The organism is Cupriavidus sp. 05T41 (assembly GCF_056396525.1).
Genome location: NZ_JBFTLQ010000115.1, coordinates 1 through 17,309 on the forward strand (window position 1 = coordinate 1; position 17,309 = coordinate 17,309).

Consider the following 17,309-nt stretch of genomic DNA (forward strand, 5'->3'; position numbering starts at 1 on the left):
GGCCGCCAGCAATGCCGCGGCAATGGCCGACAGCAGCGCGGGCAGGCGCAGCGAGCGGGAAGAAGCGGAAGAAGCKGAGGAACGCAGGAGGCGGGGGCTGGMGAACGAGCGGGACATTGGCATCCTCGGGCAGGCAACCGGCCGATTGTAAGCGGCCCTGGCGCCGCMGCGGCACAATGCTCAGCCGATCAGCCGGCCGCGCCGTACGCGCATGCCCTTGCGCACCAGTTCGGGCGCCAGTMCCGTMAGCGCGCCCAGCGTATTGCTGCCGTTGGCGTGGCAGATCGCCACGCCCAGCGCATCGGCGGCGTCGGAACTTGGCCGTCCGTTCAGGCTCAGCAGGCGCATCACCATTTCCTGCACCTGCTCCTTGTTGGCACGGCCGTAACCCACCACCGCCACCTTTAGCTGCAGCGCCGTGTACTCGAACACCGGCAGGCCATTGCCCACCAGCCCGCAGATCGCCGCGCCGCGCGCCTGGCCCAGCAGCAGCGTGGATTGCGGGTTGACGTTGACGAACACCTTTTCGATCGCGGCGCAGTCCGGCGCGTAGGTGCGCGCCACCTMGCTGATGCCGTCGAACAGGGTCTTGAGGCGAGTCGGCAGGTCGGTCTGGCCGTCGCTCTTGATGGTGCCGGAGGCGATGTAGCTCAGCTTGCTGCCGTGCTTTTCAAGCACGCCGAAGCCGGTGGTGCGGAGGCCGGGGTCGATGCCGAGGATACGCATGGGTGTGGGGCTGGCTCGGCTTGCGCGCAGATGGAAGATGGGGGGATTGTAGCTTGTGCGCCGCGCTGCAATGACAAAGGCTGTTTCGCTGGCGCCCCTGCTTGCGGGCGCTGCGAAACAGCCTCTGGATGCGGCCGGGGGAACCTGCGCGGCGGCGTCGCCGGGCAGGCTCGGGGCATCAATGGCGGAAGTGGCGCGTGCCGGTCAGCACCATGGCGATATTACGCTCATCCGCAGCCGCAATCACCTCATCGTCACGCATCGAGCCGCCCGGCTGGATCACGCAGGTGGCGCCTGCGTCCACCACCACGTCCAGGCCGTCGCGGAACGGGAAGAAGGCATCCGACGCCACCGCCGAGCCGGCCAGCGTCAGGCCGGCGTTCTGCGCCTTGATGCTGGCGATGCGGGCGGAATCCACGCGGCTCATCTGGCCGGCGCCGACGCCCAGCGTCATGCCGCCGCCGCAGAACACGATGGCGTTGGACTTGACGAACTTGGCCACGCGCCAGGCGAACATCAGGTCGTCCATTTCCTTCGGCGTGGGATGACGCTTGGTCACCACGCGCAGTTCTTCGCGCTGCACGTTCCTGGCATCCKGGCCCTGCACCAGCAGGCCGCCGCCGACACGCTTGAAGTCATACTGGTTCCCGCCCTTGCCGAGCGGGATTTCCAGCAGGCGCACGTTCTGCTTGGCGGCGAACACCGCGCGCGCGCCGGCGGTAAACGACGGGGCGATCAGCACTTCGACGAACTGCTTGGCCACCACCTGCGCGGCGGCTTCGTCCAGTTCCACGTTGAAGGCGATGATGCCGCCAAAGGCCGAGGTCGAGTCGGTCTTGAAGGCCTTCTCGTAGGCTTCCAGCGCGTTGGCGCCAACTGCCACGCCGCACGGGTTGGCGTGCTTGATGATGACGCAGGCGGCGCCGTAGGCGGCGTCGAACGACTTGACGCATTCCCACGCGGCATCCGCATCGGCGATGTTGTTGTACGACAGTTCCTTGCCCTGCAGCTGCACGTAGTTGGCCAGCGCGCCGTCGAAGCCCTTGAGGTCGCGGTAGAAGGCGGCCGACTGGTGCGGGTTCTCGCCGTACCGCATTTCCTGCACCTTCTCGAAGGCCAGGTTGAGCGTCTGCGGGTAGGCGCTGCGGGCCTGGTGCGACTTGTCGGCGCCGAGGCTGGTCAGGTAGTTKGTGATGGCGCCGTCGTATTGCGCGGTGTGCGCGAACACCTTGGTGGCCAGGCGGAAGTTGGTGTCGTAGCCGACGCTGCTGGCGTTGGCGCGCATTTCTTCCAGCACCGGCGCGTAGTCGGCSGGGTCCACSAYCACGGTSACGTCGCGGTGGTTCTTGGCCGCCGAGCGCAGCATGGTSGGGCCGCCGATGTCGATGTTCTSGATGGCGTCCGGCAGCGTGCAGTCATCCTTGGCCACGGTCTGCTGGAACGGGTACAGGTTGACCACCAGCAGGTCGATGGTGGGGATGTCGTGCTCGGCCAGCGCAGCCATGTGCTMGGGCAGGTCGCGGCGCGCCAGGATGCCGCCGTGCACCTTGGGGTGCAGGGTCTTGACGCGGCCGTCGAGCATTTCGGGGAAGCCGGTATAGTCGGCCACTTCCGTGACCGGCAGGCCGGCTTCGGCGAGGAGCTTGGCGGTGCCGCCGGTGGAGAGCAGCGTCACGCCCAGCGCGTTGAGCTCGCGGGCAAAGTCGACGATGCCGGTCTTGTCGGATACGGAGAGGAGGGCTTGCTTGATCATGGCTGTGGGGAACACTTMAAAGTAAACCGTGCTGCTGCAATTTCTTGCGCAACGTATTGCGATTGATGCCCAGGTAGGCGGCGGCGAGCGACTGGTTGCGCTCGGCGCGCGCCATCACTGCCTCCAGCAGAGGCCGTTCCACGGCTTCGAGCACCATGTTGTACATATTCGACGGCTCTTCGCCGTCCAGGTCGCGAAAATAGGCACTCAGGCTGTCCCGAATGCACTGGTCGATAGCGTTGCGGCTCATGCGGCAAGCAACTCCCCGTTTTTGTTGTTGTTCGACCCGTTGCGGTCGTCTTCTTCTGCGTCCGGACCGGCCGCGCCTTCGTCCACGTAGACCAGGCGGTCMKACAGCAGCGCCTGCTCGTCGAAGAAGGCATTGACGGCGGCGAGCTGGGCGGTGCTGCTGTCCAGGGTGTTCATGCGGTGACGGAACAGGTTGGCGCCGGCCAGTCCGCGCGTGTACCAGGCAATATGCTTGCGCGCGGTACGCACGCCGGTGAACTCGCCGTAGAACTCGTAATGGTCTTCGAGGTGCGCGTTCATGATCGCGCGGATCTCGGCCACCTCCGGCGACGGCAGCAGCTCGCCGGTGGCGAGATAGTGCTCGATCTCGCGGAACAGCCAGGGCCGGCCCTGCGCCGCGCGGCCGATCATGATGGCGTCGGCGCCGGTCACCGCCAGCACGTGCTTCGCTTTCTGCGGCGAGGTGATGTCGCCGTTGGCCACCACCGGGATCGAGAGCGCCGCCTTGACGGCGGCAATGGTCTCGTACTCGGCATCGCCCTTGTACAGATCGGCGCGCGTGCGGCCGTGCACGGTCAGCATGCTGATGCCGGCTTCCTGCACCATGTGCGCAATACGCAATGCATTGCGGTTCTGGCGGTCCCAGCCGGTGCGGATCTTSAGCGTGACCGGCACGCGGTCGCCGACGGCGGCGACCACCGCCTCGACGATGCGCACCACCAGCGGCTCGTTCTGCAGCAGCGCCGAGCCCGCCGCGACGTTGCACACCTTCTTGGCCGGGCAGCCCATGTTGATGTCGATGATCTGCGCGCCGCGATCGACGTTGTAGCGTGCCGCCTCGGCCATCATCGCCGGCTCGGCGCCGGCGATCTGCACCGAGATCGGCTCGACCTCGCCGGTGTGATTGGCGCGCCGCATGGTCTTCTCGCTCTTCCACAGCTGTGCGTTGGAAGCGACCATTTCGGACACCGCATAGCCCGCGCCCAGCCGCTTGCAGAGCTGGCGGAAGGGACGATCCGTCACGCCGGCCATGGGCGCGACGAACAGGTTGTTGCGGAGCTGGTGCGGGCCGATTTGCACGATAGCGACGAATTAGGGACTGGCGTGGGCCGGCAAGGCGGCCCGCAACGAGACAAAATGGAAATGGCATGCCCTGCCGAAACGGTGCTCGGCGGTGTCGAGGGGCATGTGCGAGKGCAGGATTTTACCGCCAAACCAGGCGCGTTGCTTAAGTTTTGAGCAAATAATCGGCAGGGGAGGGATGGCGCGGCACGGTCTTCCCGGCAGGCGAGAGCCTCGCGCGTCGCAGCGGCAAGCCGGAAAACGCCGTCAGCGCCGCATCCCGAACATCATCTGCCGCGCCAGCGCATCCTTGAGCGGTCCGAGGCAGGCGAGTGCCGCCAGCGACGCACCCCTGGCATGCGCGGCGAGCGGATAGGAAACGCCGAACAGCCTGGGCAGCAGGTCGGTCACGCCAATGGTCGCGGCGCGGTCCACCCTCTGCTTCGCGGCGAAGGCTTGCAGGGCCTGCGGGCTGCAATCGGTGCGCAGCGCGGCGCCGAGCGCGAAGGCGTCGCGCAGCCCCAGGTTCAGGCCCTGGCCGGCGACCGGATGCAGCGTCTGCGCCGCATTGCCGATGGCGACCACATGGCCGTCCACGGTGATCTTCGCGGCGTTGAGTCCGAGCGGAAAGGCATGGCGCTTGCCGATGGCGATAAAGCGCCCCATGCGCTCGCCGAACGCCTGTTCGAGCTCGGCGAGGAATTCCGCGTCGGGCAGCGCGAGCCGGCGCGCGGCCTGCTCCGGCGGGCAGCACCAGACCAGCGCGTAGCCTGGCTCGCCGTGCTGTTCCTCGTAGGGCAGCAGCGCCAGCGGCCCTTCTTCGGTAAAGCGCTCCCAGGCCCAGCCCGGCTGCGGACGCGAGCAGACCACATGGGCGATGACCGCGGTCTGGCGGTAGTCGCGCCTGAAGGCCTGCGCCCGCGCGCCTTGCGCCGGCCTGTCGGGCTGCTGCTGAAAGAGTCCGCCCTCGGCCTGCACCGCCAGGCGCGCGGCAAACGCGGCGGGCTGGCGGTCGTGCGCATGGCCGGCGAGGCGCACGCCGTCCGCCTCGCCGGCGGCACCGGCGGCACCGGAGGCACCGGCGCCGTGCTGCTCGATATGGTCGATGCGCGTATCGTAGGCGCGCACCAGGCGCGTTTCGCCGCCGGCGGCGGCCTGGCTCGCGGCGGCCAGCGCACGTTCGAGCGCGCCGCACAGCTCACCGTAGCGCACCACATAGCCGAGCGCCGGCACATCGTAGTCGTCGTGATGCAGGCGGACGTGGCCGAAGCGGCCGCGCTGCGACACATGGATGTGCTCGATGGGCGTCACCATGCGTGGCCACGCGCCTATCTGTTCCAGCAACTGGCGGCTGCCGTGGGACAGCGCAATGGCGCGCGGGTCGCGCGCCGCGCGCGCGGGCGTGGCAGCATCGACCAGTGCCACGCGCCAGGGGCTGGCACGCAGCAACAGGCAGGCCAGCGCAAGGCCGACCGGCCCGGMGCCGACGATGGCGATATCCGCGCCCGTGGCGCCGTCAGTGCTGGCCGGGCTCATGCGCATCGCCTGCATCGCTTGCATCGCCTGCCCCCGGCTCCGGCTGTGCGCCGCGCTTCCACAGATTGGCGTCGGTGCGATGCTTGCCGGCCGCCGCGTCGCGCAGCGCGTTGTCGAGCTTTTGCTGGCTGAAGCCGGGCAGCGCCTGCAGGCGCTCCACCAGCGCGCCCTGGTTGACCGCGTTGAGCGGCACCACGCAGCCGCGCTGGGCGCCGTCAGCGGCGCGGTCGCCGACCAGGATCAGCCAGGCCGGGCCGGCCCATGGTTCGCGGTTCGATACCCGCACCACCACGCGCTCGAGCACGTCCCATTCGATCTCCTCGCGCTGGCCGTCGGGGCGGTGTACCACCACGCGGTCGTCGTACAGGTTGATCACGAACGGTTGCGCGGGGTCGTGGTGATGCGTGCGCGGCGCGTTGGCGCGTCCGCCGGCGGGAAGGACCTTGCGTAGCCAGCCAATCATCGTGCACCTCCGGTTTCGCGCATCAGCGCTTCGATCTCGTCAGCCTTGACCGGCACGCCGCGCGTGATCAGCTCACAGGCGCCGTCGGCGGTCACCACCGCATCGTCTTCGATGCGGATGCCGATATGCCAGAAACGCTCCGGCACGTCTTGCGCCGGGCGCACATAGATGCCCGGCTCCACGGTCAGCACCATGCCGGGCTCGAGCGGACGCCAGGGGCGTTCGCCCTCCGCCGGCGCGGCACCCGGCACGCGGTATTCGCCCACGTCATGCACGTCCATGCCGAGCCAGTGGCCGGTGCGGTGCATGTAGAACTGGCGGTAGCTGCCGCTGGYGAGCACGTCATCGACATTGCCGCAGCGGTTGGCATCGAGCAGGCCGGTGTCTAGCATGCCCTGCGCCAGCACGCGCGTGGCCACGTCGTGCGGCACGTTGTAGGGCACGCCGGGCCGGGTCTCGGCAATGGCGGCTTCCTGCGCGGCCACCACCAGGTCATAGAGCTCGCGCTGGGCCGGCGAGAAGCGGCCCGACACAGGGAAGGTGCGGGTGATGTCCGAGGCATAGCCATCGAGCTCGCAGCCGGCGTCGATCAGGCACAGGTCGCCGTCGCGCAGTTCGGCGGGGCCCGCGCGGTAGTGCAGCACGCAGGCATTGGCGCCGGTGGCGACGATCGAGTTGTAGGCTACGCTCTGCGCGCCGTGGCGGCGGAATTCATAGAGCAGTTCGGCCTCGAGGTKGTACTCGCGCAGGCCCTGGCGCGACGCGCGCATGGCGCGCACGTGGGCCTGTGCCGAGATCTCGCCCGCGCGGCGCATCACGGCAATCTCGCCGGCATCCTTGAACAGGCGCATCTCGTCGAGGATGGCGCGGATGTCCAGTGCCGTGGCCGGCGCGGTCACGCCGGCGCGACCCTGCATGCGCACGCTGTCGAGCCAGCGGCGCACMTGCATGTCGGTGCGGGTCGCGGCGGCCAGCGGGTAGGMCAGCACGGCATGGTTGGCCAACAGCGGCGGCAGCAGCGCGTCGATCTCCTCGACCGAGTGCGCCTCGTCGAAACCGAAGGCGGCCTGCGCGCCTTGCGGGCCGTAGCGGAAGCCGTCCCAGATCTCGCGTTCCTCGTGCTTGGGGCGGCAGAACAGGACGCTGCGGTCGGGGCCGGAGGCCGGCGCCACCAGCACCAGCACGGCCTCCGGCTCGGTGAAGCCGGTCAGGTAGTAGAAGTAGCTGTMGTGGCGATAAGGGTAGTCGCTGTCGCGGTTGCGCATGGCTTCCGGCGCGGTGGGCAGGATCGCCACGCCGCCGCCGGCGGCGCGCAACTGCTGCAGCACGCGGGCGCGGCGGTCACGACAGGCGGAAAGAAGGGCGGAATCGGGAGCGGTCATGTATGTGGCCACGTGGATTGGGAAACAGGTTCGATTCTACGCCGCCGCCATTGGGGCGGGTCAGCGCATTGCCGCGGGGACGGCGCCCGGCCTGGCGCGCAGGGCAGTGTCCAGGGTGGCGAGCTGGGCCGGCGTACCGACGTTTTCCCAGGCGCCGTCGAAGCGTTCGCCGCTGGCCAGGCCCGCGGCCACCGCGGCGCGGTAGTAGGGCGTCATGGCGACCTTCTGGCCGGGTTCGATGGCGGTGAACAGCCGCGTGTCGTAAAGGCCGATATTGCCGAAGGTCAGGTCCGGCGCACCGGCCGTGCCGGCGGGCAGCAGCAGGCCGTCGGCGCCGAGGGCGAAGTCGCCGCCCGGGTGGAACGGCGGGTTGGGCACCATCACCAGGTGCATGCGCGGGCGGGGCGCGCCGGCCATGGCGCGCGCGCGCGGCAGCAGGGCGCGGTAGTCGTAGTCGGTGCAGATGTCGCCTGACACCGCCAGGAAGATGTCGCCGCGTGCCGGCGCCATGCTCAGCAGCGGCAGCGCCTGGGCGATTCCGCCGGCGGTCTCCAGCGCGCTGCCCTCGGCCGAGTAGGCCAGGCGCACGCCGAAGCGGCTGCCGTCGCCGAGCGCGTCTTCGATCTGCTGCCCGAGCCAGGCGTGGTTGATGACGATGTCCGCGAAGCCGGCGCGCGCCAGCGCTTCGACCTGCCAGACGATCAGCGGCTTKCCACCCACCGGCAGCAGCGGCTTGGGGCAGCTGTCGGTGAGGGGGCGCATGCGGTCGCCGCGCCCTGCGGCAAAGATCATGGCCTTCAAGGCAGGCTCTCGTGGGGTCTCTCGTGCGTTCATTTCGGGAGGTGGTTCAGCCAGTAGGTGAGCCCGATCAGGGTGGCCATGCCGCCCGCGATGGTCCAGCCGATGCTGCGCGTGCGGGCGGCGATCACGATGGCTACCAGCCCGGCAAGCAGGCGCGCATTGTCCAGGCCGAGGGCGAGCTGCCCGTCGCGCATCAGCAGGTCGGGCGCGATCAGCGCCGACAGCATGGCCGCCGGCACGAACTGCAGCGCGGTGCGGAACCACGGCGGCAGCCGCACGCGTCCTTCCACGGCGATGAAGGACAGGCGGATCAGGAAGGTGGCGAGGCCGGCGCCGAGGAACACCAGCAGCAGGGACATCTGGCTCATGCGGCGGGCTCCGTGGCGCCGCCCTTGCGCTCGCCGTGGCTGCCGCCGCGCAGCAGCATGCCCGCGGCAATGCCGCCCAGCGCCGCCACCATCAGCCCGAGCTTGTGCGGCATGCCGAAGCAGGCCACTGCCAGCGCGCTCGCCACCAGTGCCGCCGCGGCATGCGAGCGGTGCTTGATGCCCGGCACGATGATGGCGATGAAGGTGAGCGGCAGGAAGAAATCGAGCGGCCAGTCGCGCGGCACCTGGGCGCCCACCAGCACGCCGGCCAGCGTCGAGACCTGCCAGCTGGCCCACAGCGCGAAGCCCGCGCCGAAGAAGAACCAGTGGCGGTAGCGCCGGTGCTCGCCGTCGTCGGCCAGGCGGCGGGTCATGGCGGCAAAGGCTTCGTCGGTCAGCAGGTAGGCGATCAGCGCCTTCCAGCGGCGCGGCAGGTGGGCCAGCGCCGGGGCAATGGTGGCCGAGTAGAGCGCATGGCGCAGGTTGACCATGGCCACCGTGACCGCGACCAGCACGGCCGGCGTGCCGGCCGCCCACAGTTGGGTGAGGATCATCTGCGAAGCGCCGCCGAACACGACCGCGCTCATGGCGCAGGCCAGCCAGGCGGGCATGCCGGCGTTCACCGCCAGCACGCCGTAGATCAGGCCGAACGGCACCACGCCGAGCAGCATGGGCGCAAGCGCGCGCACGCCGGCCCACCACTCGCCGCGGCGGGTGACGGCGGGTGGCGTGCCTTGCGTCGTGGCCATCAGAAGGTGAAGCCGACCGGGCGCTCGGCGCCGTCGAGGGCGTCGAACAGGCGCACCAGCTTGCGCAGCTCGCTATAGCGGCCGGCTACCTGGCGGGCGTATTTCAGCACCAGCGGCAGGTTGGCGAGGTAGCCGTCCTTGCCATCCCGGTGATAAAGCCGGGCGAAGATGCCGAGTACCTTGAGGTGTCGCTGCAGGCCCATCCACTCGAAGTCGCGGTAGAAGTMGCCAAAATCGGCGGCCACCGGCAAGCCGGCCTTGCGCGCGCGCTCCCAGTACCGGATCACCCAGTCGAGCTGCTCTTGCTCTTCCCATTCGATATAGGCATCGCGCCACAGCGAGACCGCGTCGTAGGTGATGGGGCCGATCACCGCGTCCTGGAAATCCAGGATGCCTGGATTGGCCTCGCCATCGAGGACCATCAGGTTGCGCGAGTGGTAGTCGCGGTGGACATAGACCTGCGGCTGCGACAGGTTGTTGGCCATCAGCGCCTGCATCACTTCGGCCAGGTCTTCCTGTTGGGCGCCGGTCAGCGTGACGCCGAGGTGCCTGGCTATGTACCACTGCGGGAACAGGTCGAGCTCGCGTTGCAGCAGCGCACGGTCGTAGGCGGGCAGGGTGCCGGGGCGGGTGGCCGCCTGGATGCGGATCAGCGCGGCGGCCGCGTCGCCATAGAGATGGCGCGCGCTGGCCGGGTCGAGCCGCGACAGATAGGTGGTGTTGCCAAGATCGCTCAGCAGCAGGAAGCCTTGTCCGAGGTCCTGCGCCAGCACCTTGGGCACGGTCACGCCGGCCTCGCCGAACAGTGACGCGACATGGATGAACGGACGGCAGTCTTCCTGCGCGGGCGGCGCATCCATCACGATGACGCTCGGATATGCCGGGTTGCCGGTGCTGGCGCGGAAGTAGCGGCGGAAGCTCGCATCGGCCGAAGCCGGAGCGCAGGAGGCGGGGTCGACGGACCAGGCCGGACCGAGTCCGGATACCCAGACTTTGAGCTGGTCGAGACGCGGGTCGAGAGGAAGAGCTGCCATGCCGGAAAGGGAGAATAGGATGCCCCGTATAATACCCGACCAGCACCGGGCCCCGGGGCGGCCCCGGGCGGGCTTCCACTGGCCCGCAAGCTTGCTCCGGCGGCGGCTGGCGGCCACTGGGCCGCCGCCGCCGCTCTGACCCATGACCCGCTCGCATGACCGAACAACGACGATMACCGATTCAGAAGGCAAGCAAGACCTCGGCGCGACGGCCCGGCAGCGCACTGCGCCCGCTCGTGCTGGCCATGGCCGGCTGGTCGGTGTGCGCGCAGGCGCAGACGGTGAGTTCCGCCATTCCGGACCTGCCGGTGGCCGAACCCGCCGTCGAACGGGTGCCCGAGGCGCCGCCGGTGTCGGGCGAGCTGGTCCCGCGCCTGGCCGAGCCGGGCGGTACCAAGGCCCAGCCGTCGGCGCCCGACGCGAACCCGCCCACCTTTGTCTCGGGCGACCGCATGAACGGCTATAACGAGCGTGGCGTGGAGCTCGAAGGCAATGCCGAGCTGCGGCGCGGCGGCGGCGTGGTCAAGGGCGACAAGCTCACCTACGACCAGGACAGCGACGAGGCCTTCGTCCACGGCAATGCGCGCGTGGCGCGCGACGGCTCGCTGGCGGTGGGGCCGGAGGCCCGGCTCAGGGTCGAGGCCAACGAAGGCTACATGCTGTCGCCGGACTACTATTTCCAGCAGACCGGCGGCTCGGGCAAGGCCGAGCGCATGGACTTCATCGACAAGAACGTCACCACGATCAAGCGCGCGACCTATACCACCTGCTCGCCAGACAATGCTGACTGGTATTTCAGCGCGCGCGAGCTCGATATCGACAGCGATCGCCAGGTGGGCACCGCCTACGGCAGCGTGCTGCGTTTCTTCAACGTGCCGATCGCGGCGGCGCCGGTGTTCAGCTTCCCGCTCAACAGCGAGCGCCGCAGCGGGCTGCTGCCGCCGCTGTTTGGCTACAGCTCGCGCTCGGGTATGGACCTCACGGCTCCGTACTACTTCAACATTGCGCCCAACCGCGACCTGACTGTCTTTCCGCGCTATCTCAGCTCGCGCGGCTTCCAGCTCGGTGGCGACTACCGCTATGTCGGCGACGGCTATGCCGGGCGCATCCGCGCCGAAATCCTGCCGGACGACCAGAAGACGAAGACCAACCGCTGGGMATACTCGATCCAGCACACGCAGGCGATCGCCAAGGGGCTGACCGCGTACGTCAACGTCAACAAGGTATCGGACGACCAGTATCCCGACGACCTTACCCGCTCGGTGACGCAGGCGACGCAACGCCAGTATGTGCAGGAAGGTGGCGTCACCTACAGCTGGCAAGACTTCTCGCTGCTCGCGCGGGTGCAGAAATTCCAGACGCTCGCGCCAAGCCAGCCATCGTACGAGCGTGTCCCGCAGATCAACGGTCGCTACACGCGATACGATCTGGGCGGCTTCGACGTGCAGGTGGAGTCCGATTTTTCCCGCTTCCGTATTCCGCTGACCACGGACGGCACGCAGCAACCGCAGGGCGACMGCTTCTTCATCCAGCCGTCCATCAGCTATCCGATCGTTCGCCCTGGCTGGTTCGTCACGCCCAAGGTGTCGTTCAACGTGACCCAGTACCAGATGGAGCCGGGTACGGTAGCCGCGGGATCGCCCACCAACCTGAGCCGGTCGCTGCCGACCGTCAGCCTGGACTCCGGCATGACCTTCGAGCGCGACGCGCCGACCGTCAGCCGGCTGTTCGGCGTGAACTATGTGCAGACGCTGGAGCCGCGCCTGTTCTACGTCTATACGCCGTTCCGCGACCAGAGCCAGTTCCCGCTGTTCGATACGGTGCAGTCGGACTTCGGCTACGGGCAGATCTTCAGCGAGAACCCGTTCACCGGTTATGACCGCATCGCCGACAACAACAAGATCACGGCGGGCGTGACCACGCGCCTGATCGAGGCGGGCAGCGGAGTCGAGCGCTTCCGCGGCACCATCGCGCAGCGCTTCGACCTGACCGGCCAGCGCGTGCAGATCAACGGCACGGACCCGATCGGCAAGGCCGGCTACTCCGACCTGCTGGCGGCCACCACGATCCAGCTGTTCCGCGGCTACTATCTCGATGCCGGGGTGCAATACAACCCGGACAGCGATCGCGTGATCTATTCGAATCTCGCCTTCGCGTGGCGGCCTGAGCCGCGCAAGACGCTTAACGTCGGMTACCGCTACCGGCGCCCGACCTCGGTGACGGACAATACCGCCATCGACCAGTTCGAGATCTCGAGCCAGTGGCCGCTGACCCAGCGCACCTACGGCATCGGCCGGGTCGCGTTCGACCTGAACGCGAGCCAGCTCGTCGATGCCCTGGCCGGTTTCGAATATGCAGCGGACTGCTGGGTGGGACGTCTCGTCTACCAGCGTTTCCGCAATACCACGGAAGGCTACACCGGACGCATCTTCTTCCAGGTGGAGTTCCGCGGACTGTCCAAGATCGGCTCCAATCCGCTGGATGTGCTGCGGCTGAACGTGCCGGGTTATGAGCCCGTCACCGCCAACCCGGTAATTCCATCCCAGCTCKACCATTACGAATGACGGACCATGATGAAACGTCAAGATAGCAACGCGATCTCCAACCTGCCGTCCAGCCTGACCGGCTGGAATAGCCTGCTGCTGGCCGCGCTGCTGGCCGCTTTCGCACTGCCTGCGACTGCCCAGCTCAAGGCGCCGTCGACGCAGCGCGCGACCGGCATCTTCGTGCCCCAGGCGGGCGACAGCAGCCCCTCGCCGAGCCAGCCGCGCCTGGGCGTGACGCAGCCCGGCGCGAGCGCCAAGCGCTCGCAACTGGTGGACGAGGTGGTGGCGATCGTCAACAGCAGCGTGATCACCCGGCGCGAACTGCTGGACCGCGCCGACGAGATCGAAGGACAGCTGCGCGCCGCCAACCGTCCGGTGCCGGCGCGCGCCGACCTGCTCGGCGAAGTGCTGGAACGGCTGGTGATGGAGCGCGTGCAGACGCAGGCCGCGCAGGAAGCCGGCATCAAGGTGACCGACCAGGAAGTCGACCGCGCGGTCGAGTCCGTGGCGCAGCAGAACCGCATGAACGTGACCGAGCTGCGTTCGCAGGTCGAGCGCAGCGGCATGACCTGGACCAAGTACCGCGACGAGCTGCGCAAGCAGGTGCAGGTGATCCGCCTGCGCGAGCGCGAAGTGGACTCCAAGATCCAGGTCTACGATGGCGAGATCGACAACTATCTTGCCGCGCGCGGTGGCCAGGGTAGTGCCGCCAGCGGTCCCACCGAATACAACGTTGCCCAGATCCTGGTGCGCGTGCCGGGAGATGCCTCCGATGCCCAGAAGGCCGCGCTGCGCGCCAAGGCCGAGGACCTGCTCAAGCAGGCCCAGGGCGGTGCGGATTTCGCCAAGCTGGCGCAGTCCTCCGACGCGCCCGAAGCCGCCCAGGGCGGCTCGCTGGGCTTCCGCGAGATCGGCCGGCTGCCGGCGTTGTTCGCCAATGCCGTGCTCGACATGCAGACCGGCGCGGTGGCGCCCCAGGTGATCGAGAGCGCCAACGGCTTCCACGTGCTMAAGCTGGTGGCCAAGCGCACCGCGCCGCCGGCATCGCCGAGCCCGGCGGCTGGCGAACACATCACCCAGACCCAGGTGCGCCATATCCTGATCCGCACCGGCCCGAACATGCCTGAGGCCGAGGCGCGCCGCCAGATGAGCACCTTGCGCGACCGCATCACGCATGGCGGCGACTTTGCCGATGCCGCGCGCCGCTTCTCCCAGGACGGCTCCGCCCAGAACGGCGGCGACCTCGGCTGGGTGTCGCCCGGCGAGCTGGTGCCCGAATTCGAGCAGGCCATGGGCCGGCTGCGTCCGGGCGAGGTCTCGGAGCCGGTGGTCAGCCAGTTCGGCGTGCACCTGATCCAGGTCATCAACCGCCGCGAGACCGAAATGTCTCCGGAGAAGCAGCGAGATTTCGCCCGTGCCGAAGTACGCGAGCAGAAGATCCGCGCGGCCTATGAAGACTGGCAGCGCCAGCTGCGCCAGGCGGCTTACGTGGAATACCGCGTCAACCGCCAGCGCTMCGAGAATTGACGGACCGCACCCGCGTCATGTCCAAGCCGCTCGCGCTAGCCATCACCACCGGGGAACCTGCCGGCATTGGTCCCGACATCACTGTCGGCGCCTTGCTGCAGCTGGCCGGCCAGCATCCTCAGGTGCGCTTCCATGTGATCGGMGACGCGCGCCTGCTGGCCGCGCGCGCGGCCGCGCTCGGCGTGGGCCATGCCTGGGCGCATCGCCTGGCCGACGGCAGCGTGGTGTGCGAGGACATCGCCCTGGCGGTGCCGTGCGACGCAGGCCGGCTCGATGCGCGTAACGGCGCTTATGTGCTGGCCTTGCTCGACCATGCCATCGACGGCTGCACGCCCGGCGCKGACGGCGTCGCGCGCTATGCCGGCATGGTCACGGCGCCGGTGCAGAAAAGCACCATCAACGATGCCGGCGTGCCCTTCACCGGCCACACCGAATACCTGGCCGAGCGCGCCGGCGTGGCGCGCGTGGTCATGATGCTGGCCGGCCCGCAGCCGGCCCACGCCAACGCCATCCTGCGTGTCGCGCTGGCCACCACGCACCTGCCGCTGCGCGCCGTGCCGGACGCGCTGGACGTACCGATGCTGGTGGAGACGCTCACCATCATCGATGCCGACTTGCGTAGCCGCTTCGGCATCGACCGCCCGCGCATCCTGGTGACCGGACTCAACCCGCATGCCGGCGAAAGCGGCCATATGGGCCACGAGGAGATCGACGTGATCATCCCCGCGCTGGCCGAGGCTGCCGATGCCGGCATCGATGCGCGCGGCCCCTATCCMGCCGATACGCTGTTCCAGCCCCGCCATCTCGACGCGGCCGACTGCGTGCTGGCGATGTACCACGACCAGGGCCTGGCGCCGCTCAAATACGGCACCTTCGGGCACGGCGTCAATATCACGCTGGGCCTGCCTTTCATCCGCACGTCGGTCGATCACGGCACGGCGCTGGACCTGGCCGGGAGCGGCCGCGCCGAACACGGCAGCATGATCGAGGCGATCCGCAATGCCGTTGCCATGGCCGGCCACGCCGGCGGCCGCCCCCGCGCCGTGCCGGCGGCGGCAACCCGCTGACGCCCGACGAGAGACCTATGCGTTCCAACGTACACCAGGGCCATGTGGCCCGCAAACGATTMGGGCAGAACTTCCTGGTCGATGACGGCATCATCCATGGCATCGTCAGCGCCATCGACCCGCAACCCGGCGACATCCTGGTCGAGATCGGGCCGGGCCTGGGCGCACTGACCCAGCCGCTGCTCGAGCGCCTGCCGCAGATGCAGGTGGTCGAGCTCGACCGCGACCTGGTAGAGCGGCTGCGCCGCCGCTACGGCGAGCGTCTGGCGATCCATGCCGGCGACGCGCTGGCCTTCGATTTCGGCAAGCTGCACGAGGCCGGCAAGCCCCTGCGCATCGTCGGCAACCTGCCGTACAACATCTCCAGCCCGTTGCTGTTCCACCTCGCCACCTTTGCCGACCAGGTGCGCGACCAGCATTTCATGCTGCAAAAGGAGGTGGTGGAGCGCATGGTGGCCGAGCCCGGCAGCAAGGCTTTCGGCCGGCTCTCGATCATGCTGCAGGTCCGCTATCACATGGAACATGTGCTGGATGTGCCGCCGGCCTCGTTCAATCCGCCGCCCAAGGTCGATTCCGCCGTGGTGCGCATGATTCCCTGGCCGCGCCAGGCCGATGGCCAGTTGCGCTCGCCCTATCCGGCCTGCAACCTGACCGTGCTTGGCGACGTGGTCGCCGCGGCGTTTTCGCAGCGGCGCAAKGTCTTGCGCAATACGTTGTCGATGCTGCGCGACCAGGTCGATTTCGACGCGCTGGGCTTCGATCTCGGGCGCCGCGCCGAAGAGGTGCCCGTGGCCGAATATGTCGGGCTGGCGCGCCAGCTCGAAATGCCGCCCGCCTGAGACCGCCAGCACGATGCGCGCCGTCCTGACCCCGATCCATCGTTGGCGCCGCCGCTGAAGCGAGCGGCGCGTCGTCATCCACCGATTCCGACTCCAGCCGCCGCAGCCCGGCCGGCAGGCGCATATTCCCGCCGGACCGCTGCGCGGCGACACCTCTCCAAGGAAATGCCATGACTAGCGAAACGCAGGCGCCCAGGCGCAAGGTCATCCTCACMGGCGACCGTCCCACCGGCCAGCTTCACCTGGGCCACTATGTCGGCTCGCTCAAGAGCCGCGTGGCGCTGCAGGATTCCCACCAGCAATACCTGCTGCTGGCCGACACCCAGGCCATGACCGACAACGCGCACGATCCCGACAAGGTGCGGCGCAATGTGCTGGAGGTGGCGCTGGACTACCTGGCGGTCGGCATCGACCCGGCCAAGACCACCATCACGGTGCAGTCGCACCTGCCCGCGCTGGCCGAACTGACGCTGATGTACCTCAACTTCGTCACGGTGGCCCGGCTCGAGCGCAACCCGACCATCAAGGAAGAGATCCAGGCGCGCGGCTTCGGGCGCGACATCCCGGCTGGCTTCCTGTGCTATCCGGCGGCGCAGGCCGCCGACATCACCGGCTTCAAGGCCGAGGTGGTGCCGGTGGGCGAGGACCAGGCGCCCCTGATCGAGCAGACCAACGAGATCGCGCGCCGCATCAACCATCAGGTCGGGCGCGAGCTGCTGCCCGAGGCAKCGGCGCTGATCCCGCGCTTCGGCCGCCTGCCGGGTGTCGACGGCAAGGCCAAGATGAGCAAGTCGCAAGGCAATGCGATCCCGCTCGCGGCCACGCCCGAGCAGATCAAGGAAGCGGTCATGCGCATGTACACCGACCCCAATCATCTCAAGGTGTCCGATCCGGGCCAGGTGGAGGGCAATGTGGTGTTCACCTACCTGGATGCGTTCGACGAGGCGGTCGACGAGGTGGCGGAACTGAAGGAACACTATCGCCGCGGCGGGCTGGGCGACATGGTGCTCAAGCGCCGGCTCGAAGGCGTGCTGCAGGCGCTGCTGGCGCCGATCCGCGAGCGCCGCGAAGCGCTGGCCAAGGACCCGCAGCATGTGTTCGAGATCCTGCGCCACGGTACGGACCAGGCGCGCGGCATCACCCAGCGCACGCTGGATGAAGTGCGCGACGCGCTGGGGATGTTCCGCTTCTGAAGCCGCAACGCGGC

At 68.7% G+C, this 17,309-nt stretch carries 15 protein-coding genes and 2 pseudogenes; 5 read left to right on the plus strand and 12 right to left on the minus strand.

What is annotated here, in order from left to right:
- Window positions 1-180: 180 nt before the first annotated feature.
- The 12 genes and pseudogenes from ruvC to AC1DKV_RS36920 all read right to left on the minus strand — a co-directional run bounded on the left by ruvC (window position 181) and on the right by AC1DKV_RS36920 (window position 10,123).
- Entirely contained in the window at window positions 181-726 is a 546-nt protein-coding gene (gene ruvC, locus AC1DKV_RS36865; protein ID WP_477139360.1) for a crossover junction endodeoxyribonuclease RuvC, read from the minus strand.
- Between the two features lie 178 nt (window positions 727-904).
- Window positions 905-2,479, minus strand: a complete 1,575-nt coding sequence (gene purH, locus AC1DKV_RS36870; RefSeq protein ID WP_477139361.1) for a bifunctional phosphoribosylaminoimidazolecarboxamide formyltransferase/IMP cyclohydrolase — start codon at window positions 2,477-2,479, stop codon at window positions 905-907.
- A 19-nt stretch (window positions 2,480-2,498) separates the two neighbouring features.
- Window positions 2,499-2,729: pseudogene (locus AC1DKV_RS36875) on the minus strand (Fis family transcriptional regulator); the annotation flags it as partial.
- Complete coding sequence (gene dusB, locus AC1DKV_RS36880) at window positions 2,726-3,808, minus strand: tRNA dihydrouridine synthase DusB (RefSeq protein ID WP_477139362.1); 1,083 nt, start codon at window positions 3,806-3,808, stop codon at window positions 2,726-2,728. The pseudogene AC1DKV_RS36875 and the gene dusB, both read right to left, overlap by 4 nt.
- Before the next feature lie 249 nt (window positions 3,809-4,057).
- A complete protein-coding gene (locus tag AC1DKV_RS36885) occupies window positions 4,058-5,326 on the minus strand; it encodes a UbiH/UbiF/VisC/COQ6 family ubiquinone biosynthesis hydroxylase (RefSeq protein ID WP_477139363.1) in 1,269 nt (422 codons plus the stop codon).
- On the minus strand, window positions 5,307-5,789 hold the full coding sequence (locus tag AC1DKV_RS36890) for a hypothetical protein (RefSeq protein ID WP_441624056.1): 483 nt from the start codon (window positions 5,787-5,789) through the stop codon (window positions 5,307-5,309). Before AC1DKV_RS36890 ends, AC1DKV_RS36885 begins: the two co-directional genes overlap by 20 nt.
- Window positions 5,786-6,559, minus strand: a complete 774-nt coding sequence (locus tag AC1DKV_RS36895; RefSeq protein ID WP_477139375.1) for a M24B family metallopeptidase — start codon at window positions 6,557-6,559, stop codon at window positions 5,786-5,788. Before AC1DKV_RS36895 ends, AC1DKV_RS36890 begins: the two co-directional genes overlap by 4 nt.
- Before the next feature lie 234 nt (window positions 6,560-6,793).
- A pseudogene (locus AC1DKV_RS36900) lies at window positions 6,794-7,171 on the minus strand (aminopeptidase P N-terminal domain-containing protein); the annotation flags it as partial.
- Between the two features lie 60 nt (window positions 7,172-7,231).
- A complete protein-coding gene (gene murU, locus AC1DKV_RS36905) occupies window positions 7,232-7,972 on the minus strand; it encodes an N-acetylmuramate alpha-1-phosphate uridylyltransferase MurU (protein ID WP_441624059.1) in 741 nt (246 codons plus the stop codon).
- Between the two features lie 29 nt (window positions 7,973-8,001).
- Window positions 8,002-8,340: an AzlD domain-containing protein gene (locus AC1DKV_RS36910; protein ID WP_441624061.1), complete on the minus strand. Its 339-nt coding sequence runs from the start codon at window positions 8,338-8,340 to the stop codon at window positions 8,002-8,004.
- A complete protein-coding gene (locus AC1DKV_RS36915) occupies window positions 8,337-9,089 on the minus strand; it encodes an AzlC family ABC transporter permease (protein ID WP_441624063.1) in 753 nt (250 codons plus the stop codon). The genes AC1DKV_RS36910 and AC1DKV_RS36915 overlap by 4 nt, the downstream gene beginning before the upstream one ends.
- On the minus strand, window positions 9,089-10,123 hold the full coding sequence (locus AC1DKV_RS36920; protein ID WP_477139364.1) for an aminoglycoside phosphotransferase family protein: 1,035 nt from the start codon (window positions 10,121-10,123) through the stop codon (window positions 9,089-9,091). The genes AC1DKV_RS36915 and AC1DKV_RS36920 overlap by 1 nt, the downstream gene beginning before the upstream one ends.
- A gap of 155 nt (window positions 10,124-10,278) precedes the next feature.
- Here AC1DKV_RS36920 and AC1DKV_RS36925 point away from each other — a divergent pair, with 155 nt between their 5' ends.
- From AC1DKV_RS36925 to trpS, 5 genes are all read left to right on the plus strand, one after another.
- Window positions 10,279-12,687, plus strand: a complete 2,409-nt coding sequence (locus AC1DKV_RS36925; protein WP_477139365.1) for an LPS-assembly protein LptD — start codon at window positions 10,279-10,281, stop codon at window positions 12,685-12,687.
- Window positions 12,688-12,696: 9 nt separating this feature from the next.
- Entirely contained in the window at window positions 12,697-14,196 is a 1,500-nt protein-coding gene (locus tag AC1DKV_RS36930) for a peptidylprolyl isomerase (RefSeq protein ID WP_477139376.1), read from the plus strand.
- 17 nt (window positions 14,197-14,213) lie between these two features.
- The gene (gene pdxA / locus AC1DKV_RS36935; protein ID WP_441624069.1) at window positions 14,214-15,263 is read left to right on the plus strand and encodes a 4-hydroxythreonine-4-phosphate dehydrogenase PdxA; all 1,050 of its coding nucleotides are present in this window, start codon (window positions 14,214-14,216) and stop codon (window positions 15,261-15,263) included.
- Between the two features lie 17 nt (window positions 15,264-15,280).
- Window positions 15,281-16,102, plus strand: a complete 822-nt coding sequence (gene rsmA, locus AC1DKV_RS36940; protein ID WP_477139366.1) for a 16S rRNA (adenine(1518)-N(6)/adenine(1519)-N(6))-dimethyltransferase RsmA — start codon at window positions 15,281-15,283, stop codon at window positions 16,100-16,102.
- A gap of 170 nt (window positions 16,103-16,272) precedes the next feature.
- On the plus strand, window positions 16,273-17,295 hold the full coding sequence (trpS, locus tag AC1DKV_RS36945) for a tryptophan--tRNA ligase (RefSeq protein ID WP_477139367.1): 1,023 nt from the start codon (window positions 16,273-16,275) through the stop codon (window positions 17,293-17,295).
- Window positions 17,296-17,309: the final 14 nt, after the last annotated feature.

What these genes read in the sequence shown, in the direction of transcription:
- AC1DKV_RS36910 (WP_441624061.1), bottom strand. Translation starts at nt 8,340, where the DNA reads ATGAGCCAGATGTCCCTGCTGCTGGTGTTCCTCGGCGCCGGCCTCGCC.
- AC1DKV_RS36890 (WP_441624056.1), bottom strand. Translation starts at nt 5,789, where the DNA reads ATGATTGGCTGGCTACGCAAGGTCCTTCCCGCCGGCGGACGCGCCAAC.
- AC1DKV_RS36915 (WP_441624063.1), bottom strand. Translation starts at nt 9,089, where the DNA reads ATGGCCACGACGCAAGGCACGCCACCCGCCGTCACCCGCCGCGGCGAG.